The following is a 26,136-nucleotide window of genomic DNA, read 5'->3' on the forward strand; positions in this document are numbered from 1 at the left end:
GCTATCAGAATATATCAATGAGTAATCTTAAATTAGGCATATGAACTAATGAGTACCCAATCAAAAGAAGATTCAACGCCAGGACAGAACCAACTACAAAAGACTTTTATCGCAATGGTATTTGCTTTTGTAATCTCATTTCATGCTCAAACCATTACTGAATTTTTAGCAGTTCTAACAAACAATTGGACTTCTTTTCCCATAGGGTCCGGAATTAATCTTGATTTTCTAGCTGTTGCTGCACAAATTTTCCTTGCCTTGCTTATGATATCAATAAGTTGGATTATGTGGTCAAAATCGCAAGCTCAAGCTCATCTAAATGATATTAATCAGATATTTACAGTTAAATTCTTCACATTTATTTTAGAGATTCTTTTAGTCACACTCTATTATGGGCTAGCAAAATCGCTTGAAGTAGATTTTTCTGAATTCAATAAAACTAAAGAAACATCAAAATACATAACGACTGTTTCACCCTTACCTGAAATATTCATTATGAGTTTGATTTTCATAATTTTTCTTATTTGGGATATCACTACAGATATTATTAATAGTCCAAGCGAATATAAAAGTTCAGATTGCTTTGATAGTTTTATAGACCAGTTATGCGGTTACTTTGTTTACTGTTCTGTATCAACTATATGCCTAATAGCCTCTATTTTTCTGCTTGTAATTATTCCACAAAATCCAACCGCATTAACTACAATACTTGCTGATCTTGCACTAATATGTATTCTATTGTTTTTCTATCAAGCAAAAGTTTATGAATATTATGGGCTTAAGATATTTCCTTGGCAAGCAACCAGAAAAAATACAAAACGAGCCGATCCTCCAACCAAATGGGAAAAGTGTAGGGTTATACTGTTGAGTATCACATATTTAGTTTTCGCGCTAATGGTAGGTTTATGTATCCTTCAATAATTGCTCTAGTAGGTCATATCCGCTCAGGAAAATCGTCTATCGCTGAATATTTATGTCATAAATATGACTATTCACTTGCATCAAACTCTGATTTGCTAAGAGAAATAGCCAAAAATCTAGGAATGGAGCAGAATCGTGAAAATCTAAAAAAACTAGGGGATTCTATCTTCTCTGTACTAGGTAATGATACCTTAGCTAGATTCCGGTTGAGTCAACCTCAGAAATTTCCCATCATTGTAGATGGTATTCGTTATAAAGAAGAAATAGAACTTTATTCACAATTAACCTCATTTAAACTAATAGGTGTTCAAGCTTCAGATGATTTAAGACTAGCAAGATTAAATCACCTTGCTAACCAAGGAAAAGACTCTACATTATCAAAATCAGATTTTGATAAATTACAATATGCAAGAAGCGAACTTCAAATTAATGAGTTACTGGGATTAGCAGATATAATAATTTGTAATGAGAGAACTAAGAGTGAACTGTATCTAGAAATTGATAAACTAATGAAATTATGGCGGGACTCTACCTTATAAATCCTGTCTTTGTAGTAGATCTAAAAGTACAGTTTTATTCTTTTCTATCACTATCCCATCTTTAGATGCAAAGAAATAATGATGGTCTCTGCAGGTATTTTGAGGATCTACAATAAATTCCACTTTAAAACCAACATTTTCAAAATCCTGTTTTAACTTTTCCCGAGATGCAGCATTCCGATTATATACGTTCGCTAAAAAAATGCCGTCTTCTTTCATATGTTCATAAATTTGAGAAATTTGATGTTCATAGAATTTAAAATGAAGTACAAAAAGAGCTATCACAACATCTAAACTATCATCCGGAAGATTAGTACTCGCATCAAAATGATATAAACCTGAATATTTATTATCTGCATCACTTCCTATATATTTTATTTGGTGACTACTCACTTCACTCTCTGAAAGAATTGGATTAGTTCCAGCACCAATTTCTAAAATTGTTTTTCCTTCATTACTTTTCAAAAATCTATTAAAAAGTTGCTTAATTTTTTTATTAGCCCCCCCAAAACACCTAGGTTCATCTGCCCGTGCTTGACAAAGTCCTGATACCTGTTCAGGGCTTAACTCCTCTGCAGGTAATTCTATATAAAAGAAGTCCATTATTTGATAATAATATTTACCATCTATTTCAATAGAAGAATCTCCCCCACGCTCTGCTACCCGGTATACTCCTTCACATATCTTCTGAGCTGACATTAGATTAACTATCCCCAATAAACTATTTCTTTGAAAAGAATAAAATATCTTCTGTTCGTACTTTTGCCATCAACCGGCGTTTACTTGATCTAATATTCCTATTAGTCTTTGTCTCTAGAATAAAACCATTCTTGGTCGCAAGTTCTACTAATTTATCAATTGTGCCTGTACGTGCCGATGATTCGCCAACCACTAGACTCATAAAGTGTTTAGATTTGATTACTCGATAACATTCTGAAAAACAAGCATCCATAAACTCCATATACTGTGCATGACTAGTCGTTTTGTACCTCTGAGCTCTAGCTCCCATCTCAGTTGCACGCAATGCTTTAAAATCACGAAATCCAAGTTTATCTTCTGCAAGTTTATCTAAATCAAACCATAAATAACTTAGTCTCTGAGATTTCACATAATCTGCAACACCATAATAAGGTGGTGATGTAATAATAGCATCCACACTATCTGAATTTATTTCTTTCAAATGGTCTAAACAACTACCATTAAAGAGCTGAGACCTTTCTCTTAAAGTAGTTCGATTAACTCCATCTGTATGATAAGAGCATTCTGTAAATGTAAATTCAGAATCCTCTATAAATGTTCTGACAGCATTAATAAAAATGAGGTTTGCATCTTTGTATACAATTTCATTTGGTTTAGGTTTTACATTATCGCAAACCCATCCCCAATGTTTCCCCTGTGACGAACACGTTTTTAAAATAGATGAAAAAATAGCAAGCAGGACTCTTTGAATCAATCGCTCATCTATACTTAAAATCAAATTAAGAATGTAGTTGAGTTCATTTAACGTTTTTAAATCATACCAAAATGCTAATTCATCATGATTTGGATGTTTTTCTACCTTTTCATTTAAGACATAAAGAGGATTTGTCTTAAAAATTATATTTTCTAATTGTAACTTTAAATCATCAAGATCAGGATATTTTATCTTGGCCTCAGTAATCAAAATAGCTATAGGATTAGTATCGATACCAATAAACTTGCGATTTAAACGGATCGCCTCGCCACCAGTAGTTCCAGAACCACAAAATGGATCCAGAATTGTATCTCCAGGTTTAGAAACTTTAGAAATTATAGTTCCTGGTATTGCTGAAATATAAGTTGCGGGATACCAATGAAAAGAATGTAAACCCGAATTAGACAAATTTGGGAAACACCAATCAATAGATTCAAGCTCATTAATTAAAGAAGATTTAGTCAAAGACAAATTCATTATTTCCACTAGTTAAGAAAGATCCCGAATATGTTTCAGGGAAGTCAGTTCTAAAATATGATACGTCGAACAAATCTCTAAAATGAGAAATTACAGCTTCTCTCCAATGGACCTTATTTGTACCATTTGGCCACTGCGGATTACGCCCAGTCTTCTTGACATATGCAATCATACAGCTAGTTGAATTGTAACCTAAAGTACACTCCTCACCATTAGTTTTCATTAATTTTATTTCTCTAGAAATTAACCCTTTCTCATTCCATACAAAATAACCGTAGTCGTCATTTTTGTATTCAGGTAAATTTTCAGTCAAACTTTTAACTATCTCTAAGTTATTAAGTTTTTTATTGGACTTAAAATCTTTAAACCAAATATAGTCTACTAAACTGTATTCACAACCTGTAATTAGCTGCATCGCTAAAGGTCTAATAGATGGTTCTCTTCTAAGTTTTTCTTCAAACTCTTGCTCATTAAGCATCCAGTTTTCTGGAGATATAATTTCTTTCTGAATCGCTAAACGCACTAAATCAGCTTGTAAAGCATTGTAGGGGATACATTCTTTATGAGCGATAATCATCGTATAGATATGCTCTCTGAACTCCAACCATTTCCTTACATGTGGTAAGGCATCATTAGAAAAGCGCATTTCTTGTAATTCATTAAGGGTTATCGAATTAACTAAACGATTAAAATTTTCTCGAGCATTATCCCACCCTAGCATGGCTGCCATTCTATGAACATTATCAATATTATCTAGATCAATATCTGCTGATATAGGAGTTTTAGTTCCATCAGAGGGTCTAATAAGTGACATGACATGATCCACATTAGTTTGATGTTTTTCTAATATTTTTAGTACTTCTGGTGCTTTTCCTTCAAAAATTTCAGTATTTCCAAAATCCCCTTCTTTTCCACGTACCAATTCTTCAACACGGCGTTCATGACTAAAAGAAGAAGTAGCCTTCAATTCAGATTCAACTAAATGCCCATAAGGGGGAATTGCTGCATCATGCATAATAGCAGCTGCTAGCAGAACCTTAGAATTCCGATCATCTAGTAAAGATTTTTTTGATAATTTAAATGCTAAGTTAGCTACCCCAATAGAATGAGGAAGTCTTCTAGATCTACCTAATTCTTGAATCAAAGGCACATCAAAATTCATTTGTCTCATATTTCTAAGACGATTTATTTCTGTACTATTAAGAAGATCACGCAATAATTTTGTAGACTCATCAAAGTCTGGAAATTCAATAAGACCATGCAAAATATCATGAAATTCCATATAAACTCATCTTCTCAATAATCTGATGGTAAAGAGATAGTCTCATATTTAAATCTAGTTTCCAATCATAGTCTTTGGTAATTATTCATCTTATTTAACTAGGACAATTTAAAATAAAATCAGAATTTATAGTACAAATTCAATTTAACGTTTTTCAAATTTGAGTATGTCAGCAACACCGACATCTAAAGCCAAACAAATCTTATCAATCGTCTCAAAATCTATACGAACGGACTCGTCATTATACAGCTTATAAAGCGTACTTTTATTAATACCCGTCTCTTTTACAAGATCTGTAACACGCAGTTTTCGTTCAGCTAACAACACAGCTAAGTTTGACTTAATCATATTTTTTCCTATTTAAATAGTAAAAAATACTTGAAATGACGTAAAAATATGATAATTTACGTTTAAGGAATAAATTTTCCTACTTTCCTAGTACTTTTTATGAGGTTGATTATGCCATAGCTGCAAATAATTCCCCATACATTTTACGAAGAACAAAGAATTCAGGCCTGTCTAAACAACTTATACCTCTCTCGCCAAAGTGAAACATAAGTGTGCAAACAAGCCTGAGATACCACCAAGACGTAAATCATGAGGTACTTACCAATGATAAAGAAAATAACATCTAAACGAAATCCCTATTTCCTTGCACTGCTTAATTTAGGTTGTCAGGAGATTCACTATGTTGGATAAATCAGTTTTCGACGGCGTCGTTGTATGTGAAGCTGCCGATGTGATGGCAACTCATATTATTCATGAGTTTGAAATCCCTCGTTTAGATCGTTTAGCTACTAAGCTCAAAGTAAATAGCTGCTTCAATGATCATCAAGCCCTTCGTCTTTGGGCTGATCGTTTATGTGAAAACTATCCCACTACCAATGATTTCAGCGTATACGACTTAGAAGATCTCATACAAACGGCTCGTACACTTTTTTTAAAAATATTTTCTTAATTCTCTTCTGGGGCATGTTTGAAATGCCCCTACCTTTTGTAGGTTCAAAATGAATACTGACGCAACAATTTGGATGCCACTCTACATTGGTGATCTTCAAGCAAAATTTACTCGCCTTTCGAGCGAGCAAGTCGGTGCTACCCTTTTTCTCATGATGGACTTTTGGAAGAATGGTCCTATACCAAGCGAACCCAACATTCTAATGAGTGTGACTAAATTAACGAGTCCCAAAACAAAGAGTCTACTGATTACATTAAAAACCTTGAACCTTTTTGAGGAAGTAAATGGTTTCATACAATCTAGCTACATCACTACCTTAAAAGAACAAGCCATTCTGAATCAAAAGATGAAATCTGAACGTGGGAAAATAGCAGCACAAGCTCGTTGGAATAAAAGCTCAAGTAATGCTGATGCATCAGATTCGGAGTGCTCTAGCAATGCACAAGCATTACTTAAAGAATGCCCTTCACCTTCACCTTCACCTTCATCTTCATCTTCATCTTCGTCTCAAAGGAAGGATGATAAAAATGAAGCAAAACCGATTAATCGAAAATGGATTTAGGAGTAGATGATGAATATAGGAATTGATCTTTTAAAAACTCCTAAGGATATTTTAAGCACCCTCTGTACAAAACATGGCTATCCATTAATAAAAATAGGTAGTCATCAATTGTGCAAAGTCTGTGCGAAAGAAAATCTTGAACAAACGAATAGAGAACACAAGGAAGAGTTACAGCAAAAGCTGTTACAACACCGTATTCATAGCTCAGGGCTAAATCAACGTTACTTGGAATGTGGTTTTTCTAATTATAGTGCTAGTACTACTGAACAGCAGCAAGTTGTCGAATGCTGTCAGAATTTCACACAGCAATTATTAAACGGTTCGAAATCCAACCTTATCCTTTATGGCACGCCAGGTACTGGAAAAACCCATCTAGGATCAGCGATTATTCGCAATGTTATCTATAAAACCAAAATGTCATCTCGTTATATAACAAGTGCTCAGATAGCAAAAACCATTATGAATTCATGGAGTATTGAAGACCAATCTGAAGAGCAATGGATTCAATTTTTTGCTGATTTTGATTTACTAGTCTTAGATGAATATGGGCTACATGATCGTCATTCATCTCGTTTAGAACTTGTTCATAAAGTGCTATACAAACGCTATGACATGATGAAGCCAACTATGATTATTTCTAATTTTATCCTTGATGCGCTTAAGACTGATTTAGGTATGAGGCTTTGGTCAAGATTACATGAAAATCAATTAACCACAGTGCCTTGTTATTGGTCTGACTACAGAATGAAGTAGTAAAAAAAGCCTTGGTACTGCCAAGGCTTTTTAATAATGGTCTAAAGTTTTACATTTCAAAACTTGAATGAGTTATTCGATTTAGAGATCGGTTGTTTACGTTACTGTTTAGGATCAGCTGATATCAAACCACTTTCTTAAATAATTAAACTAATGATGTAACGATTATTGCCTACATCGACAACCGCATAAGCCATAAATAAAGCGATTAAAAGACTCAATAGTCCAATCACTATCGCCCCACCCAACATATATGTCGCTTTTTGCGTATCTATCTTTTCCGTGATCAGCATTTCTATACTGCTCTCTATCGACTTGCTTTGGTTGGCGATCGCTTGCTGTATTTGGGCTTGTATAGTCTTTTGTAAACTGGGTTGGTCTATCGAGATATTCTGCAATTGGTTGTTTATTTTGGTCTGTATCTCTTGAATTGATATTGAAAATGAATCTACCGTGTTCTAAAAATTTAATATGCACTTTCATCCTTCTCCGCTAACACGATTGAAGGTTGTACTTGATCAACATTTAAAGCCTCAAATTGCTTTCTAAGCCTGTTTGAACGTTGTCTACTGATTTTTGGTAGGGTTGGAAATATTTGTTCTAGCTCATTTTGGATATTTTTTAAGACCAATAACACATGAAAAATATCAAGCTTACGCTGATCTCGTGGATCCGCATTTTTAATGATATTTAAAGCACGTGCTATCTGGTTCAGGTTATTCCCAATTTTAGATAACGCGAGTAATAAAGCAGGATCAATGATTTGATAAAGTTTAACGACTTCAACTTCAGTTTTAATTTTGAGTCTCGGCTCCTTCTCCTCTTCAATCATCCCTCGAACTGTAACAGCATCATGCATCACTTCACGTTGAATCAAAGAATGAATAAAGTCAGTAAAGTTAGTACGTTCTTTTTCAATGTGCAGATCCAACTGCTCTAGCTGAAATGGAGTAAGTCTAAAATTTTTGGTTTTACTTCTCATATATAATCACGCTAACTGTTCTTTGCTTTTCTGCTTTTAAGTCAACGAAGTTGACTTGCCCATCTGTGATGGGCTGGGAGGTCTTAGGAGGGTTTCCCTCCTAACAAGCCCTGTACATAAAAATTCGAAGAATTTTGTATGTACAGGTAGGCTTGCTTATTCCCATCACGGATTTTTATGACATTAGCAAAGAACAAAAAAGCGGGTTGGTTTCTGTGGTGATTTTGAGTTTTTTAGCTATTTTTTAAAAATGGTAATCCAATTAAAAAATCCCATTTAACCAAATGGGATTTTTATTAACTTTGAAACCTGTTTAAAGATTAAATTTTCTCAAATAGTTCATTTGCAATTTTTCTTGCTAAAGCATCTTGAGCTTCTGGCAAATCAGGTAAGTTAATGACATATTGAATTGCTTCACGACCTGCAACTTCCATAGGTCCATAGTCATCATATGCTTCGCCTGTATAGGCATTGTAAGCTCGTAAATCATCTTGCGTAAAATCAACATCACATAACTGAGCTAGATAAATATATAGCCATGCTTCACCAGTATTCTTAAATAGTCTTTGGTAAAGGAAGTGTTCAATTGCCTCTGTGTCACCTTGATTGCATAGATACAACATCTGCTGATAGACCTCATCCTCATCTGCATCAAAATTTATTTCCGCAATACTTAATGGACAATTTTTGATATACGATTCGTAAAATTCAGCTTGTTTTATATATTCGTCATATTTTTCTTTATTCTTTGTAGTTTCCTCAGATTTTATATATTTTTGTTTGTCATTATCCCAACGACTACCGAAATTCGAACCATTTCGACCATAAGGCGCAATTTGATTCGCTAGGTAACGATAATATCCAGCAACCAATGCATAGGCATCAAGATTCTTACGATCTTTTGCATAAGACAATATAGTCTCAAGATGCTCTCCTATTGTATTGAACTCAAATTCCTCATCTTCAAAATACCCATAGTCAGACTCTTCCCCAAATTCAAATGTATTCAGTAATCCGTTATCAAAGCAAACATGACTCAAACTTTCTCGCATCACTCTAAAATTTGTAACTTCTATATTTAGATATAAAAGCTCCTGATAGACAGTTTTAGCGATCGAAAAGTGAATCTCTTCTGGAAGATCTAATTTCGATAAAATTTGCAAACGAGTGATAAGATTTTTGATTTGATCTAGTAATTGACGACCTTCATAGTCATCCCAATGTAGATCATCTTCATCATAATTCGAATAGTCTGATTCAGGTGGGTTTTTAAATATTTCTAAGCTTAATGCGTTGACGAGATCATGCTGATAATATTCTTCAGAATCATCATATTGAACTTGGATAATTAGATTTTGACTTACAAATGCATTGTACGTTTTATAGCCTTGATTTAAAGCGATTAATTCATAAATATGCGAACGACTAATCTTTACAGAATGCTGTTCCTGAATTTTTTTTGATAATTTAAATGCGAAATCTTGAATAGACATAATTTTCTCTACAGCCAACTCTAAATTCTTTTGTTCAAAGAATTTCTTGGTGTCATATGACTTATAGCAACGCATGTTTAAATGCTAAGAACCAAACGAGTTGATGCTTAAGAAAATTAAAATATAGATGTGGTTTGTAAAATTAAACCAATAAAACTCAACCCCTTTTCTACTCATGCGTAAGTACGGTAGGCGACCTTGTTTTTAATCTAACATTTTTTTTGAAAATTACAATCATATAAATCAAAATAGATGTTCTTTGAAATATAAAAAATTATTTATCAAATCAGTTATCCTAACTCACACAACTATTCACCAACCCAAGTCATCATCTGTTGGTAGATTTTGATCAGTTTTACGACTTGCTCTTTGTCGAATCTTGCCTCGTAATTTCCATAGCTGAATTGGTGAAATTAGCTGTTCTGGTAAAAATAAATCTAAATGATCAACTAGGTCTAATGTAATCAAAATCGCGATCAAGTTTTCTAATGTGACCTGTCCCGCTTCTGCATTCATCACAACTTTTCTAGAGACTCCTGTGTGTTGAGCTACCTCCAGTTGTGTCAGATTTAAGTTGAGTCTAGCTCTTTGTAACCTTTGCCCTAACTCAATAGCAAGAGCATGCGCTGTCTTAGAATGATGCCGTGTCATGTAAAGTCACCTAGATGGTACTTAGATCGCTGAAATACCAATTAAAGTTCAATTTAAGGCACTTTAGAACATAGCTTATTTGAGCTATTTGATACCATATTTTTCATAAAATTTGACTACTAAATTTTAGTCCTACTTTTCATTTCACTTAGCATTTGTACACCTCATGAGCCGACTCTTAGAAATATTTGGCTCAAAGAACCTAAATAACGAATCGCAACAATAGATTTAAACTTCATACTAAATTTAGAAGTTAACCATTTTTTTGAAGTTTCAAACAAAATTAATTTTTAAAAATTCAACCCTGCTATTTTAGTCTAGACAACATATTTTCAAATGTGATGAACATCTAAAGAAATTATGTGCGCTAAAAATTTATAAACTATGTAGCTATAGGATTAAAAATGTTTAATGTAGTACAAAAATTTTGGGGTTACTTACCCTCTTCTCTCAAACAAAGTTTTTTATCTTTTAATGCTGAATAAGGTTGGGAGAATAATATGGGAATCACTATAGATCTCACCAATACAGAACGACGAGTTTCTACAGCAGAATTTGCTTTGCGTATGAATATCAGTGAGAAAGAACTCTATCAACGTATTAAAGATGGGCGTATACAAGCACCTATCAAGGATGGTCGTAAAAATTTTTGGCTAAATAGTTATGTACTTGCATGTATCACTAGCACGGAAATGTATATTGATACCCTTTAAGAGCAATAAAATAAAAAAGGTCGCTAAAAATAGCGACCTTTTTTTACAACAAAATATTTTGTGAGTAACACTGTGAGTAACTTATAAGAATACAATAAATAAATCTATAAATTACAAAGAATTACCAACAGCATAGGCAGATTACATCATACCGCCCATACCACCCATGCCGCCCATATCAGGCATAGCAGCTTTGTCTTCAGGAATATCAGTGATCATGCACTCAGTTGTAAGCATCAATGCTGCAACAGAAGCAGCATGCTCAAGTGCCGAACGCGTTACTTTTGCAGGGTCAAGAATACCCATTTCAAGCATATCGCCATATTCGCCAGTTGCAGCATTATAACCGAAGTTACCTTCGCCATTTTTCACCGCGTTGATCACAACTGAAGGCTCATCGCCCGCATTCGCTACGATTTGACGAAGTGGCGCTTCAATCGCACGACGTAAAATGTTGATACCTACATTTTGGTCATCGTTTGCACCAGTTACACCATTAAGTGCAGAAGCTGCACGTACAAGCGCAACACCACCACCGGCAACTACACCTTCTTCAACTGCAGCACGAGTTGCATGAAGTGCATCATCCACACGGTCTTTCTTCTCTTTCATTTCAACTTCAGTTGCAGCACCGATTTTGATCACTGCCACACCGCCTGCCAATTTAGCAACGCGTTCTTGAAGTTTTTCTTTATCGTATTCAGAGGTAGATTCTTCAATTTGCGCACGGATTTGTTGAACGCGATCAGCAATTTGAGCTGCATCACCTGCACCATCAACAAGAACTGTATTCTCTTTAGAAACAGTAACTTTATGAGCTGTACCTAGGTCTTGAAGTGTCGCTTGTTCTAAAGACATGCCTACTTCTTCAGAAATCACAGTACCACCAGTCAAGATTGCGATGTCTTGAAGCATTGCTTTACGACGGTCACCGAAACCAGGTGCTTTAACCGCACACACTTTGATGATGCCGCGCATGTTGTTCACTACAAGCGTAGCCAGTGCTTCGCCTTCAACATCTTCAGCGATGATAAGAAGCGGTTTACCTGTTTTAGCCACTGCTTCAAGCACAGTAATCAATTCACGGATATTGCTGATTTTTTTATCAACAAGCAAAATGAACGGATTTTCAAGTTCAGCCGTTAAAGTATCTTGTTTGTTTGCAAAGTACGGGCTGATATAACCACGGTCAAACTGCATACCTTCAACAACGTCCAAAGCATCTTCAAAGCCTGAACCTTCTTCTACAGTAATGACACCTTCTTTACCCACACGTTCCATTGCTTGCGCAATCAGTTTACCTACAGTGGTATCAGAGTTTGCAGAGATTGAACCGACTTGTTCAATCGCTTTAGTATCAGAAGCAGGTTTAGCAGTGGCTTTAATGTTTTCAACTACAGCACGAACCGCAAGGTCGATACCACGTTTCAAGTCCATTGGGTTCATACCCGCAGTTACTGACTTGATCCCTTCATTCAAGATGGCTTGCGCAAGTACAGTTGCAGTTGTTGTACCATCACCTGCGATATCATTGGTTTTTGAAGATACTTCACGAACCAGTTGAGCACCCATGTTCTCAAATTTGTCTGCCAGTGAAATTTCTTTCGCAACCGTTACACCATCTTTAGTAATGTGGGGTGCACCGAAAGAACGGTCGATCACAACATTACGGCCTTTAGGACCTAAAGTTACTTTTACAGCATCTGCAAGTACGTTTACGCCTGCAATCATTTTGCTGCGCGCTGAATCACCAAATTTTACGTCTTTAGCTGACATGATTTACTCCAAATATTTTTAATTTTCAATAATCTGTATAAAGAATCAGGTCTGAATTTTCTGGCTCAGAATTAAGCTTCAAGCACAGCCAAAATGTCAGACTCTTTCATAATAAGAAGTTCTTCGCCTTGTACTTTTACCGTTGTACCTGCATAAGTACCGAACAATACTTTGTCGCCTACTTTAACATCTAAAGCGCGTACACCATTGTCAGTAATCTGGCCATTACCTACTGCAATAATTTCACCTTGAGCCGGTTTTTCAGCAGCAGAACCTGGAAGTAAAATACCGCCAGCAGTTTTAGTTTCTTCTTCAACACGACGAATAACTACGCGATCATGTAATGGACGAATGTTGCTCATTGGAAACTCCATCAGACTAAGTCTTTTATAGTGAAGTAATGATGACTTTGTTATTCCATCGGTCATCATCAAATAATTTCGATGACACTTTTGTGGGGATGGAAAAAAACGCTTCAAGGGGCAAGCAAAAAAAAATTGCTGTTTTTTGTATTTTTTTTATTCAAACCTGTGTGTTTCCGCATTTAATCGGCATTTTTTTCATCTAAAATAAATTCTTTACGTTGCTCATCAAAATAATAATGCTGCACATCGGCATTGGGATAAATTACATTAAAGCTGTTCGGCAAACCGCGATGTAAACGGTAAGAAATTGCTGTTCCCGCATGAATATCCAGCACGTGATGGTTCGCCCCCAAATGGTAAATCTGATTCAGGTCATACACCGCAGATTGATGAAGATGACCATGCAACAGGCCATCTAAACCACTTTGACTCCATGATTCCAGGGCCATACGTCCCAGCATTGGACAGTCCTTGATGCCATGTGGATTATTCGGGGGGGTATAAAAAGGTTGATGTGCAACAATCAGTTTGATTTTATCTGCGGGGGCAATCATTAAAGACTGGTCAATCTGTTGAATTTGTTCTAAGGAAATATGCCCACGGGTATGATAACGCCGTCTAATACTATTAACCCCAATCAAATAAAAATGCTCGGTTTCCAGCACGATTTCCATGTGGCCAAAGAAAATTTTATAGCGGGTAAAAGGACTGAATATTCGATTCCAGACATGGTACAAGGGAATATCATGATTACCAGGCACCACTAGATAAGGCAGATTTAAACTTTCCAGAAACTGTTTACAGTCATAAAACTGCTTATAACGGGCACGTTGAGTTAAATCACCACTTACAACTACAGCCTCGAGAGGTTGTTGCTGACAAAATAGACGGATAGCAGCCATACAGGCCAATTTTTCCGTACCAAAATGCAAATCAGACAGATGTAAAATCATGAGGAACCATTATTTTGAGTGCATGCTTACGCACGGAAATATGAAGCGGGGGCTGCATTTCTACAATTTCACCATCCAGTGCCAGCGTCAGTTTTTTGGCTTTGGAATGTATTTGCACATTGTCAGCAGAAAAGCTATACACATCTGGCGCATGATCAAGATTGCCCCGAATCAACTGCCATAAAATTTTAAATAAGGTACGTTTATCACTTTTCGCCACCACCACACCCACGACTTTTCCCAATTCAGCACATTCAGCAATACGTAGATTCATCTCTGCCAGTTGCAACTGATTATTGCCAAAGAAAATAAGCGGAGTTTTCACAGGATATTTTTTTCCCTCAACTTCGATTTCAAGCTTCAGTTCTTTGCGATCACGAATCAGTACATCTAATGCTGAAGTATAGGCATGTAAAGTAAAGCGACCAAAACGCCGGTTATAGAGTTCACGCCGTTGTATAAATAAAGGATATAGTCCCAAACTGGCATTGTTTAAATAGATATGATCATTGATTTGTGCCACATGTACTTCACGCACCCTACCCTGCACAATGACCTCAGCTGCTTTTAACAAATCAAGCGGAATATGCAGCAAGCGGGCGACATAATTAAAGGTTCCCAAGGGTAAAATTCCTATCGGAATCTCGGTAGTCATCAATTTGGTTGCCACTGTATTTAAAGTGCCGTCTCCCCCCGCGGCTACCACAATGCCAATTTCTTCAGCCTGTTGATGGCGTAGAATAATTTTATCCATCAAACTGTTAAAATCTGCCTCAGCACTGATTTCGAAAGTCTGAATTTCATAGCCATAAGTGGTTAAATTTGTCATAAGTTGTTCATAGATTTCATCTTTATTGGCTGCATGAAATCCTGATTTTTCATTATAGATAATCGACAAAGGCTTTACAGAGACTGACATTTTCTATACTTTTTTGAAGTAATTGCTCTAATTTTGTCCAAATTATCAACAATTGAAAGCATCTTTATGTAAAATTCGAATTACTAGCATTTATTAAATCAATAATGATTCTTATCTAAATACCATCAATAACATATTGTTTATAAAAATAATAAATTAAATAAATATTGTCCATAAAATTAATAAATGTATTAATTAATAAACATATTTAACTTTAAGTGTTTGTTTTTTATCAATTAAAAATATACATATATAATATTCCAATCTATTTCAATCACTTCTTAAGTCTTATTTTTTTTACGATTTTGTGCTTTAATACAGCCACTTTTTTTTATATTTTCCTCCAAGCGATGTACCCCATTGTTTGGATTGTACTTTGTACATTTAAATCGTACATATTTGATATAGGCATCACCATGACCCAAGTGAACGCACCAGAATTCGTTCGTAACCCTAAGCTTATTGCATGGGTGGAAGAGATTGCTAAATTAACAAAACCGGCAAAAATTGAATGGTGTGACGGTAGCGCAGAAGAATATCAACGTCTTATTGACTTGATGATCGCTAACGGCACTATGCAAGCGCTTAACCAAGAAAAACATCCTGGTTCTTACTTGGCAAACTCTGATCCTTCTGACGTTGCTCGTGTTGAAGGTCGCACATTTATCTGTTCAGAAAAACAAGAAGATGCAGGTGCGACAAACAACTGGGAAGCTCCAGCTGAAATGCGTACTCGCCTTAACGGTTTATTCGACGGTTCAATGAAAGGCCGTACTTTGTACGTGGTTCCTTTCTCTATGGGTCCTTTAGGTTCTCATATTGCACATATCGGTATCGAATTAACAGATTCTCCTTACGTAGCTGTAAGCATGTCTAAAATGGCTCGTATGGGTAAAGCTGTTTATGACGTTCTTGGCACTGATGGCGAATTTGTTCCATGTGTACACACTGTGGGTGCACCATTGGAAGAAGGTCAAAAAGACGTTGCTTGGCCATGCAACCCAGAAAAATACATCGTTCATTATCCAGAAACCCGTGAAATCTGGTCATTCGGTTCTGGTTACGGCGGTAACGCATTGCTTGGTAAAAAATGCCTGGCTTTACGTATTGCGTCTTCTATGGGCCGTCAACAAGGCTGGTTAGCTGAACACATGCTGATCCTTGGCGTGACCAACCCACGTGGCGAAAAACATTACATCGCAGCTGCATTCCCATCTGCTTGTGGTAAAACAAACTTTGCAATGTTGATTCCACCAGCTGGCTACGAAGGCTGGAAAATTGAAACTGTAGGTGACGATATTGCCTGGATCAAACCAGGTGAAGACGGTCGCTTATATGCCATCAACCCAGAAGCTGGTTTCTTCGGTGTAGCGCCTGGTACAAATACCAAGACTAACCCGAACTGTATGGCTACATTAGCGAAAGATGTTATCTATACTAACGTTGCTGTGACTGACAACGGTGAAGTTTGGTGGGAAGGTCTGACTAAAGAAGCGCCTGCGAACCTGACTAACTGGAAGGGTCAACCACATGTTGCTGGTGAAAAAGCTGCGCATCCAAATGCTCGCTTCACCGTTGCTGCAGGTCAATGTCCTTCTATTGATGCTGACTGGGAAAATCCAGCAGGTGTTCCAATCTCTGCGTTCATCTTCGGTGGTCGCCGTGCGGACACAGTGCCTCTTATTTCAGAAGCATTTGACTGGGTTGATGGTGTTTATAAAGCTGCAACCATGGGCTCTGAAACCACCGCAGCTGCAGTTGGTCAACAAGGTGTTGTACGTCGCGATCCGTTTGCGATGCTTCCATTTACTGGCTACAACATGGCTGACTACTTCTCTCACTGGTTAGAAATGGGTGAGCAAGTAGGTGCGAAAGCTGCTGCTGCGGGCAACAAGCTTCCTGGTATCTACAACGTGAACTGGTTCCGTCGTGATGCTGAAGGCAACTTCGTATGGCCTGGTTTCGGTCAAAACATGCGTGTTCTTGAGTGGATCATTGACCGTTGTGAAGGTCGTGCAACTGCTATTGACACACCTATCGGCCGTGTTCCTACTTACGAACAATTGAACTGGACTGGTTCCGACTTCACTAAAGAACAATTTGACCTGGTAACTTCTCAAGACAAAGATCAATGGATCAAAGAAATTGAAAGCCACTCTGAATTGTTCAACAAACTTGGTGATCGTTTACCAGAAGCGTTGAAAAAGCGTCAAGCTGAACTTTTAGCTGCAGTTCAATCTGCTTAATCGCTAAATAAAAAAAGGCCGCATGTGCGGTCTTTTTTTCATTTTTTTAATAACAAGACTTTATAACTCAACAACAACCATAAAAGGGGAAACTTCATGTTAAAAACACTCACACTGACTGCCTGTCTGCTTAGCATGTCTACTTTGGCGATGGCCAAACCCGAGACACCTGAACAGCCTGCTCTTCACATTTGTGCAATCAAAGGTACGCCAGACTCTAGCCAGTTTCAGATCAAAAAGCGCATTAAAGTGGCTAAAGGGACTTATGGCAGCGTAGAAGAGCTGTATTCACGTTTTGCAGAACGTGCCCATCAAGTGGGTGGCAACGTGGTCATTAACTACAATGCCAGCCAGAGATTCGGTTTCTGGCCTTGGCGTATTGTACGCCCCGTGGTTTGGGGTACGGCAGTGAAATGGAATACACCGGTAAATTGTAAAGAACTCGGTGGCGTTGAAATTTAAGTACAGCACACAGCTGAAACTTGAATGAAGATAAGAACTAAAACTTGCTGCACCCAAAAGATCGCTCAGGCGGTCTTTTTTCTTGTTGAACCGCTTAAGCTGCAGTATCGCTTGATCTTGTCAGCAGCAACTTTAAAAGATATTGATCTAATTGCTGTATTTCATCAGCGCTAAATTGAAAGCCGAGTTTGGTTCTACGCCATAAAATATCTTCACTGGTTCTTGCCCATTCCTGATCGACCAGATAATCCACTTCTTTGGCAAACAAGCCATGGCCAAAATTTTCACCAAGATCATTCAGGTTTGCAATGTGATTCAAAAATCGTAAAACCCGTGAACCATAGGCGTGCGCCCAGCGCGACGCTAAGCTTAAAGGAACATTTTCAATATTTTGCATAATCTGCTGAATCAAAAATTCGACTGAAACCAGATTTTCTGCTCCCGGTAATAATGCTTTTTCAGTCCAGGGCTTGTTCATGTCGGGGAAGTTCGGGGCCAAATGCTGCATTGCCGACTCAGCCAGTTTTCTATACGTGGTGAGCTTGCCACCAAATACTGAAAGTAAAGGCACATCATCTTGCTGCTGATGGGATATCGCCAAAGTATAATCGCGGGTTATGGCTGATGGATTATCCGACTCGTCATCACACAACGACCGTACACCTGAATAGGTATGCAAAATATCTTCAGGTCCTAACTGATGCTTAAAGTGATCATTATAAACATCCAGCAAATAATCCGCTTCTGGCTGGGTAATCTTGACCTGGTCCAGATCACCTTTGTATTCATGATCTGTGGTACCAATTAAGGTGTATTGCTCCAGATAAGGAATGGCAAAAACAATTCGGTGATCATCATTTTGCAGTATGAAAGCTTTATCGCCATCATAAATTCTTGGCACAATAATGTGACTGCCTTGAATAAGACGAAGGCCATGCGGCGATTTTTGTTTTAAATTGTGTTCAATAAACTGAGTCACCCAAGGTCCGGCTGCATTAACCAAGGTTTTTGCCTGTACCTGATAACCGCCCTGCGCATTTTCCAGATGAACATTCCATAATCCCTGTTCACGGTAAGCCGCTGTACAGCGTGTTTGTGTTGCAATGTTGGCACCCAGCTCATGGGCTTGCAGGGCATTTAAAACCACCAAACGTGCATCATCTACCGCACAATCAGAGTATTCAAAACCCTGTGTCATCTCATCTTTTAAAGGACTGCTAACGGGATCAAAATGAATGTGCCGTGAACTGGCTAATTTTTGTCTTTTTCCCAGATGATCATAAAAAAATAAACCGGTCCGAATCAGCCATGCAGGACGTAAATGCGGTTGATGAGGCATGATAAAACGCAAGGGACGAATAATATGCGGTGCTTTGGCCAACAGAATTTCCCGTTCAGCTAAAGCCTCATGTACCAGACGAAATTCTTTATGTTCCAGATAACGTAAACCGCCATGAATAAGCTTACTGCTTGCAGAGGAAGTATGGCTGGCTAAATCATCTTTTTCACATAAAAACACAGACAATCCTCGTCCTGCAGCATCCACGGCAATACCTACACCATTGATACCACCACCCACCACAACAACATCATACACCGGATGATTGTTTTGCATGATTGCCTCCTCTAATCCGGTTAAAACAGCATACTTAAATTTCTTCTTGTGCTAAGCAACTTAACACCATTAAAAATGAAATGACACTTAAAAATTTCTGATCAATAGTATGTATATAAAATAACAATGGGGTTGTTATATCAAAAAATAAACTACGCCCATAAATCCTCAATCTAGCTATTTCCCTCAACTACTTCACTTTCAACCACTTAAATTTTGCACACTTTTCATACAAAACAAAAAAATCATCGGCTTATGTCTCTAACCCAATTGCTCTAATATTAAAAAACAATAACAAAATGGACTTGTAGACATGATTGAAACAAACGTTTCTCAAGTAAATTTAGATACCAAAACACGGGTCAAATCCATTCTTGGCGGTTCAGCGGGTAATCTGGTGGAATGGTATGACTGGTATGTCTATGCCGCGTTCACCTTATATTTTGCCCATGCATTCTTCCCCAAAGGCAGCCAGACAGCACAACTCCTTCAAGCTGCGGCCATTTTCGCAGTCGGCTTTTTAATGCGGCCGATTGGTGCCTGGATTATGGGGATTTACTCGGATAAAAAAGGACGAAAATCCGGTCTGACGCTTTCTGTGACCTTGATGTGTATTGGTTCTCTGATGATTGCAGTATCTCCCACCCATGATCAGATCGGGATATTTGCCCCTATTATTCTAGTTGTGGCACGCTTAATTCAAGGCCTGAGTGTGGGCGGCGAATACGGTGCCAGCGCCACTTATTTAAGTGAAATGGCTGAAAGACACCGGCGCGGTTTTTTCTCCAGTTTTCAGTATGTGACCCTGATTGCAGGTCAGTTGACAGCACTCTGCGTACTGCTGATTTTGCAGTTTGTACTCACTGAAGAACAACTGCATGACTGGGGCTGGCGTATTCCTTTCTTTATTGGTGCCTGCTTGGCCATTGTGGTGTTTTATATCCGCCGTGGGCTGTTAGAGACCCAATCTTTTAAAAATGCACAAAAAGATCCAAACCAGCCCCAATCCAGTATGTTTGCCCTCTTCAAACACTATCCCAAACAAGCCTTTACGGTGTTGTTTTTAACCGCAGGCGGTACGGTGGCCTTCTATACCTATACCACCTACCTGCAAAAATATTTAGTCAATACCTCTGGATTTAGCAAACCTGAAGCCACACAAATTACCACTTTGGCTCTTTTTATTTTCATGTGTTTACAACCTTTTGCCGGAGCTTTATCGGATAAAATTGGACGCAAACCACTGATGATTGCCTTTGGGGTCTTGGGTGTTTTATTTACCTACGTTTTATTTGATCGATTAGGCCAGACCCATGACTACTGGGCAGCCTTTTGGCTGTGTCTGGCAGGCCTGATTATTGTCACCGGTTATACTTCCATCAATGCAGTCGTCAAAGCAGAACTATTCCCGGCGCATATTCGTGCCTTGGGAGTTGCACTGCCCTATGCCCTCGCCAACACACTGTTTGGGGGTACAGCCGAATTTTTCGCACTCAGCTTTAAGGAAGCAGGACATGAGTCCTGGTTCTTTATTTATGTGACCATTTTAATTTCGATTTCATTGATAGTTTATATCTTTATGAAAGATACAAAACACCATTCAGAAATTAAAGAACACTAATCCAAAGTCATTTTTTAAAAGCCTTTCCTAGACAGAAAGGCTTTTTATTTATCTATACTTTTGAATAAAAATAAACAGTTAGTTAGTACTAAAAAGTCAAAACCAAAACACTGTATAGACTAAATTCCAATGAAGAAGCACAAACATCGGCGTATAACGTACTTGTAAAACCTTATTTCTATCTTCCACAACAAAATATATGTTTTTAAATTTTTTACCTCGAATAATTTAAAAGGATGGGGTTTGCCAACATTCTTTTGGAGAATTGTTGTGACAGATTCATCTCCTCAGGTTGCGGCTTCGCCACTTGATAGAAAAATTCATTTTAAATCTATCCTCGGCGGCTCTGCAGGTAACCTGGTTGAATGGTATAACTGGTATGTCTATGCCGCATTTACCTTGTACTTTGCTTCCCAATTTTCCCTTGAAGGCGATGACACCGTAAAACTGCTTCAACTTTTGCCATTGGTGCATTGTTAGCAGTCGTGGTGTTCTGGATTCGCGCGGACTGGTTGAAACTCAATCTTCCAAACAGGCTCAGGAACAGGCGAAAACAGGTGGTCCTAAATCGAGTGCTTTAGCATTATTTACCAAATATCCTAAACAAGCCTTTACCGTGATTATGTTGACTGCCGGCGGTACACTGGCTTTCAATACATTTACCACTTATTTGCAAAAATATCTGGTCAATACTTCTGGTTTTGAAAAAACCACAACCACTGAAATTACCACAGCAGTGATCTTTATCTTCATTCTGTTACAACCGGCTGTTGCTGCATTGTCAGATAAAATTGGCCGTAAGCCAATTATGATTACTTTTGGTATTCTGGGCGTATTGTTCACCATTCCAATTTTCAACGGTTTGGGTTCAACCACCAATCCAACCACTGCATTCATGCTTTGTATGAGTGGCATGGTGATTGTGACTGGCTATAGTGCAATTAATGCTGTAGTCAAAGCCGAATTGTTTCCGCCACATATTCGTGCCTTAGGTTGTAGCGCTTCCTTATGCCATTACCAATACCTTGTTTGGTGGTACTGCGGAACTGGTCGCTCTCAGCTTTAAAAATGCAGGTCATGAAAACTACTTTTTCTATTACATTACCTTCATGATTGGCTTGTCTTTAATTACTTATTTCTTTATGAAAGACACCAAAATGCAAGCATGATTACTGATGATTAAGTCGATTTAATCCAGTTCAATAGTCAGCTCACAAGCTTTCCAGATGGTCACATTTGGAAAGCTTTTTTATGGGATATATGCCACGTCAAGATCGTTAAAAAAACGGGCTTATGGCATACTGAATGGAATAATAACGCCGGGAACTTTTGAAGATGAACAAGAGATATAAATTATTAGGTTTAGGTTTGATTGCGCTTGGACTTAGTGCTTGTCAAAGTACTCCGCGCCAATACAATGGTAGTGTCGGCTATCAGATTGAAAGCCAGTCGGCGGATCGTGCAACACTGGCTTATACTTTGGCTGTTCGTCAAAACCAGAAAATGGATGAGCAGAAATTACAACGCGCCTGTCAAAAAGTATTGGGCTTAAATAAACAATATAAATTAACTATTTTAAGCATTAGTGAAATTGCCAACCCTGAAATACAAACACCCCAATATGGTCGTCAACTAGGTCAAAGCCGTACCAGCGTGAGTTTAAGCAATACCCCAGATTTGTATAACAGTGAAAATATGGCCACTCGCCAGTCTTTAGAAGCACGTCCGAGCACATTAAGTGTGGTTCGCTATACTTGTTCTTAATCGCTTTAAATGACTTGCTAAATAAAAAAGACGCTATTTATAGCGTCTTATAAAAACTGACATTACGGAATTCTGGCGACTCATCTAAGTCTGGCCAAGTTGTAGCACTGCGTTCATCCAGTTTTTCATACTTTGGATGACTAAAGTTTTTTACCCGGCTATCTGCTACCCATACCTCAGGTGCAAATTTCAGGAATTCATCCAGGAAAAAGCGGTTGCATTGGTCATACAGTACATCTGCGGCCAATAGCACATCGACCTGCTCGGCTTTATACAGGTCATTCAGATATTCCAGCTCAACATCATTCAATTCTGCATTGGCACGGCAAGCATCCAGACTCACGGTATCGATATCGCAACAGATTACACGCTTGGCCCCTGCCATTTTCGCTGCAATTGCAACCACGCCCGATCCTGCACCAAAGTCGAGTACGACTTTGTCTTTGACATGATCGGGCTCTGCCAAGAGCCACTGTGCCATCGCCAAGCCTGATGCCCAGCAGAAGATCCAATACGGCGTATCGTTCCAGATCCGACGAATCACTTCATCATCGAGTTTATCGGTTGGAAATACCGGTGGAATCAGCCACAGTGAAATCGGGGTTTCAGGCAATTGCTGAGCAAGCAGCTCACAGCTTGGAATCACTTCATGCAAAGCTTGAATTAAATGTTCGGGGGCTTTTGGAAATTTGAAAGTACAGCTCATTGGAGTTTTATTGTTCGGATATGCAAATTTTTAGTTTCAATAATAAATATAAATTAATAATAGAAGTTCCCTCTCCTTTCTTAAAGGAGAGGGCTAGGGAGAGGATTATTGTTAAAATCCCCTCATCCTAACCTTCTCCCTGAGCCGTATACAGCGTAAGAGAAGGAACATTCTGTAGGAATTAACCTAAAGCCTTTTCAGCAGCTTCAACCGTTTGACGAATCAAAGTGGTAATGGTCATAGGACCTACACCACCTGGAACAGGTGTATACGCAGAAGCCACTTCTTCAATACCGACGAGTTGAATATCACCTACACCGCCGCCATCACGTGGGTGAAAACCAGCATCAACCACAACTGCACCTGGTTTGATCCAGTCTTTTTGAATCAGTTCAGCTTTACCTACCGCGCCGACAATTATGTCTGCTTGTTTAACGAAGTCAGTCAGGTTTTGAGTACGTGAATGGCAGATCGTAACAGTTGCATTGGCTTCAAGCAGCATTGCAGCCATTGGTTTACCCAAAATCGCAGAACGACCAACCACAACTGCATGTTTGCCTGCAATTTCAATGTTGTTTTCTTTTAGGATGGTCATGATGCCTGCAGGCGTTGCAGAACCATACGCTGCTTCGCCCATTGCCATACGACCGTAACCAAGGCAAGTTACACCATCAACATCTTTCGCCAGTGAAATAGCATCAAAACATGCACGTTCATCAATTTGAGCCGGTACAGGGTGTTGTAACAAAATACCGTGAACATCAGGATTGGCATTGAGTTTTTCAATTTCAGCCAGTAATTCTTCAGTCGTGGTTTCTTTCGGAAGTTCAACTTTCAATGAATCCATACCGACACGGCGGCAAGCATTTCCTTTCATACGCACATAAGTTGCAGATGCGCCATCGTCACCCACCAAAATAGTCGCAAGGATTGGAGTACGACCTGATTTTGCTTTTAACGCTTCTACGCGAGTTAACAAATCAGCCTCAATTTGCTTTGCCAATGCACGACCATCTAAAACTAATGCCACGGCACTTCTCCCAAGTGTTGATATGAATCAATTTCGCACATTCTACATGAATATTTTAAATAATTTCCGCTATATGCTGTTTTTATGCACATCTGCATAAATCTACTATTGTTTTTTTTTCAGGGCTTGATAATATACGCAGCAACAAGAGATGGCGGGGTGGCAGAGTGGTCATGCAGCGGACTGCAACTCCGTGTACGCCGGTTCGATTCCGACCTCCGCCTCCAATCTTGTTAAGCCCGAGTGGTGAAATCGGTAGACACAGGGGATTTAAAATCCCCCGCCCACAAAGCGTGCCAGTTCGAGTCTGGCCTCGGGCACCATTCTTAGCCTACTAAGATGGTGTAAATAAAGAACCCAGCGACCAGCTGGTTTTTTTATGCCTAAAATTTAGCAACTCAGATTTTTATTCTGAATTGCATTCCCCTATTGTACTCTTTGAATATTATCCTGCAGAGCGCAAATAGTTCTCCAGATCCTGCTCCAGTTTTTGCTGCAAATGAACCGGCTGAATAATCCTAACATGTGGTAGCCAATACCGCACCAAAGGCAACAACTGCATTTCGTGGCGAACCTGACAGCTAAGCAATAATTCTCCCGATGTGGATTCCTGTTCGATCTGTTGTTCCGGAAACAAACGCCGCTCTTTAAAAAATACCGCAACCTCAGCTTTTACCTGGATAAAAACCTGCTGTTTTTGCTGTCCAAACCAGATGCTTTCCTCATCGGCCAGTATTTTCAATAGCTCGGCATCATGTTGGAAATTTTCTGCCTCAAATAGCGGTTTCACCTGCTGAATCTGACTTAAGCGATAAGTCTGCAGTTTTTCCTGAAAGACACCCGCCAAATACCAGATGCCATGATGATGGATTAAACGATAAGGCTGGATGATTCTGCATTGATCACGATATTGCAGCTCAATCCATTGACGTTTATAAATCGCAGCGCTAAGCAGCTTAAAATGTTCAGCAAACCGCTTGGTATCTTCAAAATAATAGCCTTTCGCCGAGAAGACCTGATTCGCCCGCTCGTCCAGCAATTCACGTAAAAAAGAAATATCCAGCGTCGGGTAAAGCTCACTAATTCCCGACAGTTGCGCAAAATTCTGGATATCCTGCAGTTTAAAACGGCCTAAATAGGAAGGTTCCAGATAATAGCGTTTAGTGTTCCCATCCTGAATCAAAGGCAAGTATGAATTAAGCCGATCAAAGTCCCGTTCAATGGTTCGGGTACTGACCTGAAACTCACCCGCCAGTTCTTGTACACTTAACTGATGCCCTATATTCAGTTTGGTTAAAATATTGGCCAAACGCTCTGCGAGGCGCTCATGCGTTGACGCATTGCCCTTCATAAACACCCTCTTTGTGCAATAAAAGCACAATGCCTAAAATGCTAAATTTTTTAAATTATCTAAAAATTATAATACCAATCAAAAATTTAATTTTATATATTTATTTCAACTTAAACCTAATAGGAAAAACTCGAATCACGATTTGAAACGGCTGGTGACACCTTTTGTCGGCGGTTTAGGATTAAGCCGTTCAACATAACGCTCAAGATGCAGCATGGCTTTATAGAACTGATGCAGGTTAGAGGGTAATATCTGATTGCAAATAATGGCCTTATGCAACCGTTTTAATGCACGTAAACCATGTTCAGATGTATAAGGAGCTGAGACTATTTTCATAATATACTTCCTTTTATTACATGACACTTCTATTAATACCAAACAATTTAGTCGGATTATTTTAAATCTTAATCTACATCCTAGTTCTGACAGGTTGTGTCGAACAATCGACATTTTTTACCATTTTTTAAACTTTATGACCTTTTTTCTATTCATTAATTTAAATTACTTATCATTTTTTATTACATGCAAAATAAAAGCCAACATC

At 38.3% G+C, this 26,136-nt stretch carries 27 protein-coding genes, 2 tRNA genes and 1 pseudogene; 13 read left to right on the forward strand and 17 right to left on the reverse strand.

Going from position 1 to position 26,136, the window contains the following annotated elements:
• Positions 1–48 precede the first annotated feature (48 nt).
• Both WAE57_RS01805 and WAE57_RS01810 read left to right on the forward strand, forming a co-directional pair.
• A complete protein-coding gene (locus WAE57_RS01805) occupies positions 49–921 on the forward strand; it encodes a hypothetical protein (protein WP_337707744.1) in 873 nt (290 codons plus the stop codon).
• Complete coding sequence (locus WAE57_RS01810; RefSeq protein ID WP_337707745.1) at positions 906–1,460, forward strand: AAA family ATPase; 555 nt, start codon at positions 906–908, stop codon at positions 1,458–1,460. Before WAE57_RS01805 ends, WAE57_RS01810 begins: the two co-directional genes overlap by 16 nt.
• Here WAE57_RS01810 and WAE57_RS01815 read toward each other — a convergent pair.
• The 4 genes from WAE57_RS01815 to WAE57_RS01830 all read right to left on the reverse strand — a co-directional run bounded on the left by WAE57_RS01815 (position 1,455) and on the right by WAE57_RS01830 (position 5,020).
• The gene (locus WAE57_RS01815) at positions 1,455–2,159 is read right to left on the reverse strand and encodes a methyltransferase domain-containing protein (RefSeq protein ID WP_337707746.1); all 705 of its coding nucleotides are present in this window, start codon (positions 2,157–2,159) and stop codon (positions 1,455–1,457) included. The genes WAE57_RS01810 and WAE57_RS01815 overlap by 6 nt on opposite strands.
• A 22-nt stretch (positions 2,160–2,181) precedes the next feature.
• Entirely contained in the window at positions 2,182–3,378 is a 1,197-nt protein-coding gene (locus tag WAE57_RS01820; protein WP_337707747.1) for a DNA methyltransferase, read from the reverse strand.
• On the reverse strand, positions 3,371–4,672 hold the full coding sequence (locus WAE57_RS01825) for an HD domain-containing protein (protein ID WP_337707748.1): 1,302 nt from the start codon (positions 4,670–4,672) through the stop codon (positions 3,371–3,373). The genes WAE57_RS01820 and WAE57_RS01825 overlap by 8 nt, the downstream gene beginning before the upstream one ends.
• 144 nt (positions 4,673–4,816) lie before the next feature.
• Positions 4,817–5,020, reverse strand: a complete 204-nt coding sequence (locus WAE57_RS01830) for a helix-turn-helix transcriptional regulator (protein WP_046206075.1) — start codon at positions 5,018–5,020, stop codon at positions 4,817–4,819.
• A gap of 340 nt (positions 5,021–5,360) precedes the next feature.
• On the opposite strand from WAE57_RS01830, the gene WAE57_RS01835 reads away from it, so the two are divergent.
• The 3 genes from WAE57_RS01835 to WAE57_RS01845 are packed head-to-tail and all read left to right on the forward strand — an operon-like array spanning position 5,361 to position 6,945.
• Entirely contained in the window at positions 5,361–5,630 is a 270-nt protein-coding gene (locus WAE57_RS01835; protein WP_046206076.1) for a hypothetical protein, read from the forward strand.
• 49 nt (positions 5,631–5,679) lie between these two features.
• The gene (locus WAE57_RS01840) at positions 5,680–6,192 is read left to right on the forward strand and encodes a hypothetical protein (RefSeq protein ID WP_337707749.1); all 513 of its coding nucleotides are present in this window, start codon (positions 5,680–5,682) and stop codon (positions 6,190–6,192) included.
• Positions 6,193–6,201: 9 nt separating this feature from the next.
• Positions 6,202–6,945 (forward strand): ATP-binding protein, encoded by a 744-nt coding sequence (locus tag WAE57_RS01845; protein WP_046206078.1) that lies wholly within the window; start codon positions 6,202–6,204, stop codon positions 6,943–6,945.
• 165 nt (positions 6,946–7,110) lie between these two features.
• On the opposite strand, the gene WAE57_RS01850 is transcribed toward WAE57_RS01845, so the two are convergent.
• The 4 genes from WAE57_RS01850 to WAE57_RS01865 form a co-directional block, all read right to left on the reverse strand.
• Complete coding sequence (locus WAE57_RS01850) at positions 7,111–7,428, reverse strand: hypothetical protein (protein WP_337707750.1); 318 nt, start codon at positions 7,426–7,428, stop codon at positions 7,111–7,113.
• The gene (gene mobC, locus WAE57_RS01855) at positions 7,412–7,927 is read right to left on the reverse strand and encodes a plasmid mobilization relaxosome protein MobC (protein ID WP_046206080.1); all 516 of its coding nucleotides are present in this window, start codon (positions 7,925–7,927) and stop codon (positions 7,412–7,414) included. The genes WAE57_RS01850 and mobC overlap by 17 nt, the downstream gene beginning before the upstream one ends.
• A 320-nt stretch (positions 7,928–8,247) precedes the next feature.
• The gene (locus tag WAE57_RS01860) at positions 8,248–9,420 is read right to left on the reverse strand and encodes a hypothetical protein (protein ID WP_337707751.1); all 1,173 of its coding nucleotides are present in this window, start codon (positions 9,418–9,420) and stop codon (positions 8,248–8,250) included.
• A 312-nt stretch (positions 9,421–9,732) separates the two neighbouring features.
• A complete protein-coding gene (locus WAE57_RS01865; protein ID WP_046206082.1) occupies positions 9,733–10,071 on the reverse strand; it encodes a helix-turn-helix transcriptional regulator in 339 nt (112 codons plus the stop codon).
• Between the two features lie 500 nt (positions 10,072–10,571).
• Here WAE57_RS01865 and WAE57_RS01870 point away from each other — a divergent pair, with 500 nt between their 5' ends.
• The gene (locus tag WAE57_RS01870; protein ID WP_046206083.1) at positions 10,572–10,784 is read left to right on the forward strand and encodes a hypothetical protein; all 213 of its coding nucleotides are present in this window, start codon (positions 10,572–10,574) and stop codon (positions 10,782–10,784) included.
• Between the two features lie 141 nt (positions 10,785–10,925).
• On the opposite strand, the gene groL is transcribed toward WAE57_RS01870, so the two are convergent.
• The 4 genes from groL to WAE57_RS01890 form a co-directional block, all read right to left on the reverse strand.
• Positions 10,926–12,560 (reverse strand): chaperonin GroEL, encoded by a 1,635-nt coding sequence (gene groL / locus WAE57_RS01875; protein WP_301435161.1) that lies wholly within the window; start codon positions 12,558–12,560, stop codon positions 10,926–10,928.
• A 71-nt stretch (positions 12,561–12,631) separates the two neighbouring features.
• Positions 12,632–12,922, reverse strand: coding sequence for a co-chaperone GroES (locus WAE57_RS01880; protein ID WP_086175216.1), 291 nt, complete (start codon positions 12,920–12,922; stop codon positions 12,632–12,634).
• Between the two features lie 182 nt (positions 12,923–13,104).
• On the reverse strand, positions 13,105–13,878 hold the full coding sequence (locus WAE57_RS01885) for a metallophosphoesterase (protein WP_337707752.1): 774 nt from the start codon (positions 13,876–13,878) through the stop codon (positions 13,105–13,107).
• Positions 13,859–14,797 carry a diacylglycerol kinase family protein gene (locus tag WAE57_RS01890; RefSeq protein WP_337707753.1) on the reverse strand — a complete coding sequence of 313 codons (939 nt, stop codon included), beginning with the start codon at positions 14,795–14,797 and terminating at the stop codon, positions 13,859–13,861. Before WAE57_RS01890 ends, WAE57_RS01885 begins: the two co-directional genes overlap by 20 nt.
• Before the next feature lie 416 nt (positions 14,798–15,213).
• On the opposite strand from WAE57_RS01890, the gene WAE57_RS01895 reads away from it, so the two are divergent.
• Positions 15,214–17,043, forward strand: a complete 1,830-nt coding sequence (locus WAE57_RS01895; protein WP_337707754.1) for a phosphoenolpyruvate carboxykinase (GTP) — start codon at positions 15,214–15,216, stop codon at positions 17,041–17,043.
• Between the two features lie 135 nt (positions 17,044–17,178).
• Entirely contained in the window at positions 17,179–17,505 is a 327-nt protein-coding gene (locus WAE57_RS01900; RefSeq protein ID WP_337708038.1) for a hypothetical protein, read from the forward strand.
• A 94-nt stretch (positions 17,506–17,599) separates the two neighbouring features.
• Here the strand turns inward: WAE57_RS01900 and glpD are convergent, their stop codons facing one another.
• Entirely contained in the window at positions 17,600–19,120 is a 1,521-nt protein-coding gene (glpD, locus tag WAE57_RS01905) for a glycerol-3-phosphate dehydrogenase (protein ID WP_337707755.1), read from the reverse strand.
• 313 nt (positions 19,121–19,433) lie between these two features.
• On the opposite strand from glpD, the gene WAE57_RS01910 reads away from it, so the two are divergent.
• From WAE57_RS01910 to WAE57_RS01920, 3 genes and pseudogenes are all read left to right on the forward strand, one after another.
• On the forward strand, positions 19,434–20,741 hold the full coding sequence (locus tag WAE57_RS01910) for an MFS transporter (RefSeq protein ID WP_337707756.1): 1,308 nt from the start codon (positions 19,434–19,436) through the stop codon (positions 20,739–20,741).
• 270 nt (positions 20,742–21,011) lie between these two features.
• A pseudogene (locus WAE57_RS01915) lies at positions 21,012–21,924 on the forward strand (MFS transporter).
• A gap of 152 nt (positions 21,925–22,076) precedes the next feature.
• Entirely contained in the window at positions 22,077–22,505 is a 429-nt protein-coding gene (locus WAE57_RS01920; RefSeq protein ID WP_237786746.1) for a hypothetical protein, read from the forward strand.
• 37 nt (positions 22,506–22,542) lie between these two features.
• On the opposite strand, the gene WAE57_RS01925 is transcribed toward WAE57_RS01920, so the two are convergent.
• On the reverse strand, positions 22,543–23,211 hold the full coding sequence (locus WAE57_RS01925; protein WP_337707757.1) for a 50S ribosomal protein L11 methyltransferase: 669 nt from the start codon (positions 23,209–23,211) through the stop codon (positions 22,543–22,545).
• Between the two features lie 181 nt (positions 23,212–23,392).
• Positions 23,393–24,241, reverse strand: a complete 849-nt coding sequence (folD, locus tag WAE57_RS01930; RefSeq protein ID WP_337707758.1) for a bifunctional methylenetetrahydrofolate dehydrogenase/methenyltetrahydrofolate cyclohydrolase FolD — start codon at positions 24,239–24,241, stop codon at positions 23,393–23,395.
• A gap of 153 nt (positions 24,242–24,394) precedes the next feature.
• Between folD and WAE57_RS01935 the strand changes: the two genes are divergently transcribed.
• Both WAE57_RS01935 and WAE57_RS01940 read left to right on the forward strand, forming a co-directional pair.
• A tRNA-Cys gene (locus WAE57_RS01935) sits at positions 24,395–24,468 on the forward strand.
• A 10-nt stretch (positions 24,469–24,478) separates the two neighbouring features.
• Positions 24,479–24,564 (forward strand) — tRNA-Leu (locus WAE57_RS01940).
• 122 nt (positions 24,565–24,686) lie between these two features.
• Here the strand turns inward: WAE57_RS01940 and WAE57_RS01945 are convergent.
• Both WAE57_RS01945 and WAE57_RS01950 read right to left on the reverse strand, forming a co-directional pair.
• The gene (locus WAE57_RS01945) at positions 24,687–25,592 is read right to left on the reverse strand and encodes a WYL domain-containing protein (RefSeq protein WP_237786743.1); all 906 of its coding nucleotides are present in this window, start codon (positions 25,590–25,592) and stop codon (positions 24,687–24,689) included.
• 135 nt (positions 25,593–25,727) lie between these two features.
• Positions 25,728–25,928, reverse strand: a complete 201-nt coding sequence (locus WAE57_RS01950; protein ID WP_237786742.1) for a hypothetical protein — start codon at positions 25,926–25,928, stop codon at positions 25,728–25,730.
• Positions 25,929–26,136 lie beyond the last annotated feature (208 nt).

Source organism: Acinetobacter sp. NS-4 (genome assembly GCF_037402435.1).
Classification (GTDB): domain Bacteria; phylum Pseudomonadota; class Gammaproteobacteria; order Pseudomonadales; family Moraxellaceae; genus Acinetobacter.

Coding starts and splice junctions, on each gene's coding strand:
- WAE57_RS01890 (WP_337707753.1), bottom strand. CDS start 14,797: ATGTCAGTCTCTGTAAAGCCTTTGTCGATTATCTATAATGAAAAATCA.
- WAE57_RS01895 (WP_337707754.1), top strand. CDS start 15,214: ATGACCCAAGTGAACGCACCAGAATTCGTTCGTAACCCTAAGCTTATT.
- WAE57_RS01835 (WP_046206076.1), top strand. CDS start 5,361: ATGTTGGATAAATCAGTTTTCGACGGCGTCGTTGTATGTGAAGCTGCC.
- WAE57_RS01880 (WP_086175216.1), bottom strand. CDS start 12,922: ATGAGCAACATTCGTCCATTACATGATCGCGTAGTTATTCGTCGTGTT.
- WAE57_RS01920 (WP_237786746.1), top strand. CDS start 22,077: ATGAACAAGAGATATAAATTATTAGGTTTAGGTTTGATTGCGCTTGGA.
- WAE57_RS01910 (WP_337707756.1), top strand. CDS start 19,434: ATGATTGAAACAAACGTTTCTCAAGTAAATTTAGATACCAAAACACGG.
- WAE57_RS01805 (WP_337707744.1), top strand. CDS start 49: ATGAGTACCCAATCAAAAGAAGATTCAACGCCAGGACAGAACCAACTA.
- mobC (WP_046206080.1), bottom strand. CDS start 7,927: ATGAGAAGTAAAACCAAAAATTTTAGACTTACTCCATTTCAGCTAGAG.
- WAE57_RS01925 (WP_337707757.1), bottom strand. CDS start 23,211: ATGAGCTGTACTTTCAAATTTCCAAAAGCCCCCGAACATTTAATTCAA.
- WAE57_RS01945 (WP_237786743.1), bottom strand. CDS start 25,592: ATGAAGGGCAATGCGTCAACGCATGAGCGCCTCGCAGAGCGTTTGGCC.
- WAE57_RS01860 (WP_337707751.1), bottom strand. CDS start 9,420: ATGTCTATTCAAGATTTCGCATTTAAATTATCAAAAAAAATTCAGGAA.
- WAE57_RS01850 (WP_337707750.1), bottom strand. CDS start 7,428: ATGAAAGTGCATATTAAATTTTTAGAACACGGTAGATTCATTTTCAAT.
- WAE57_RS01830 (WP_046206075.1), bottom strand. CDS start 5,020: ATGATTAAGTCAAACTTAGCTGTGTTGTTAGCTGAACGAAAACTGCGT.
- WAE57_RS01900 (WP_337708038.1), top strand. CDS start 17,179: ATGTCTACTTTGGCGATGGCCAAACCCGAGACACCTGAACAGCCTGCT.
- WAE57_RS01870 (WP_046206083.1), top strand. CDS start 10,572: ATGGGAATCACTATAGATCTCACCAATACAGAACGACGAGTTTCTACA.
- WAE57_RS01885 (WP_337707752.1), bottom strand. CDS start 13,878: ATGATTTTACATCTGTCTGATTTGCATTTTGGTACGGAAAAATTGGCC.
- groL (WP_301435161.1), bottom strand. CDS start 12,560: ATGTCAGCTAAAGACGTAAAATTTGGTGATTCAGCGCGCAGCAAAATG.
- WAE57_RS01815 (WP_337707746.1), bottom strand. CDS start 2,159: ATGTCAGCTCAGAAGATATGTGAAGGAGTATACCGGGTAGCAGAGCGT.
- WAE57_RS01865 (WP_046206082.1), bottom strand. CDS start 10,071: ATGACACGGCATCATTCTAAGACAGCGCATGCTCTTGCTATTGAGTTA.
- WAE57_RS01810 (WP_337707745.1), top strand. CDS start 906: ATGTATCCTTCAATAATTGCTCTAGTAGGTCATATCCGCTCAGGAAAA.
- WAE57_RS01845 (WP_046206078.1), top strand. CDS start 6,202: ATGAATATAGGAATTGATCTTTTAAAAACTCCTAAGGATATTTTAAGC.
- WAE57_RS01950 (WP_237786742.1), bottom strand. CDS start 25,928: ATGAAAATAGTCTCAGCTCCTTATACATCTGAACATGGTTTACGTGCA.
- glpD (WP_337707755.1), bottom strand. CDS start 19,120: ATGCAAAACAATCATCCGGTGTATGATGTTGTTGTGGTGGGTGGTGGT.
- WAE57_RS01840 (WP_337707749.1), top strand. CDS start 5,680: ATGAATACTGACGCAACAATTTGGATGCCACTCTACATTGGTGATCTT.
- WAE57_RS01825 (WP_337707748.1), bottom strand. CDS start 4,672: ATGGAATTTCATGATATTTTGCATGGTCTTATTGAATTTCCAGACTTT.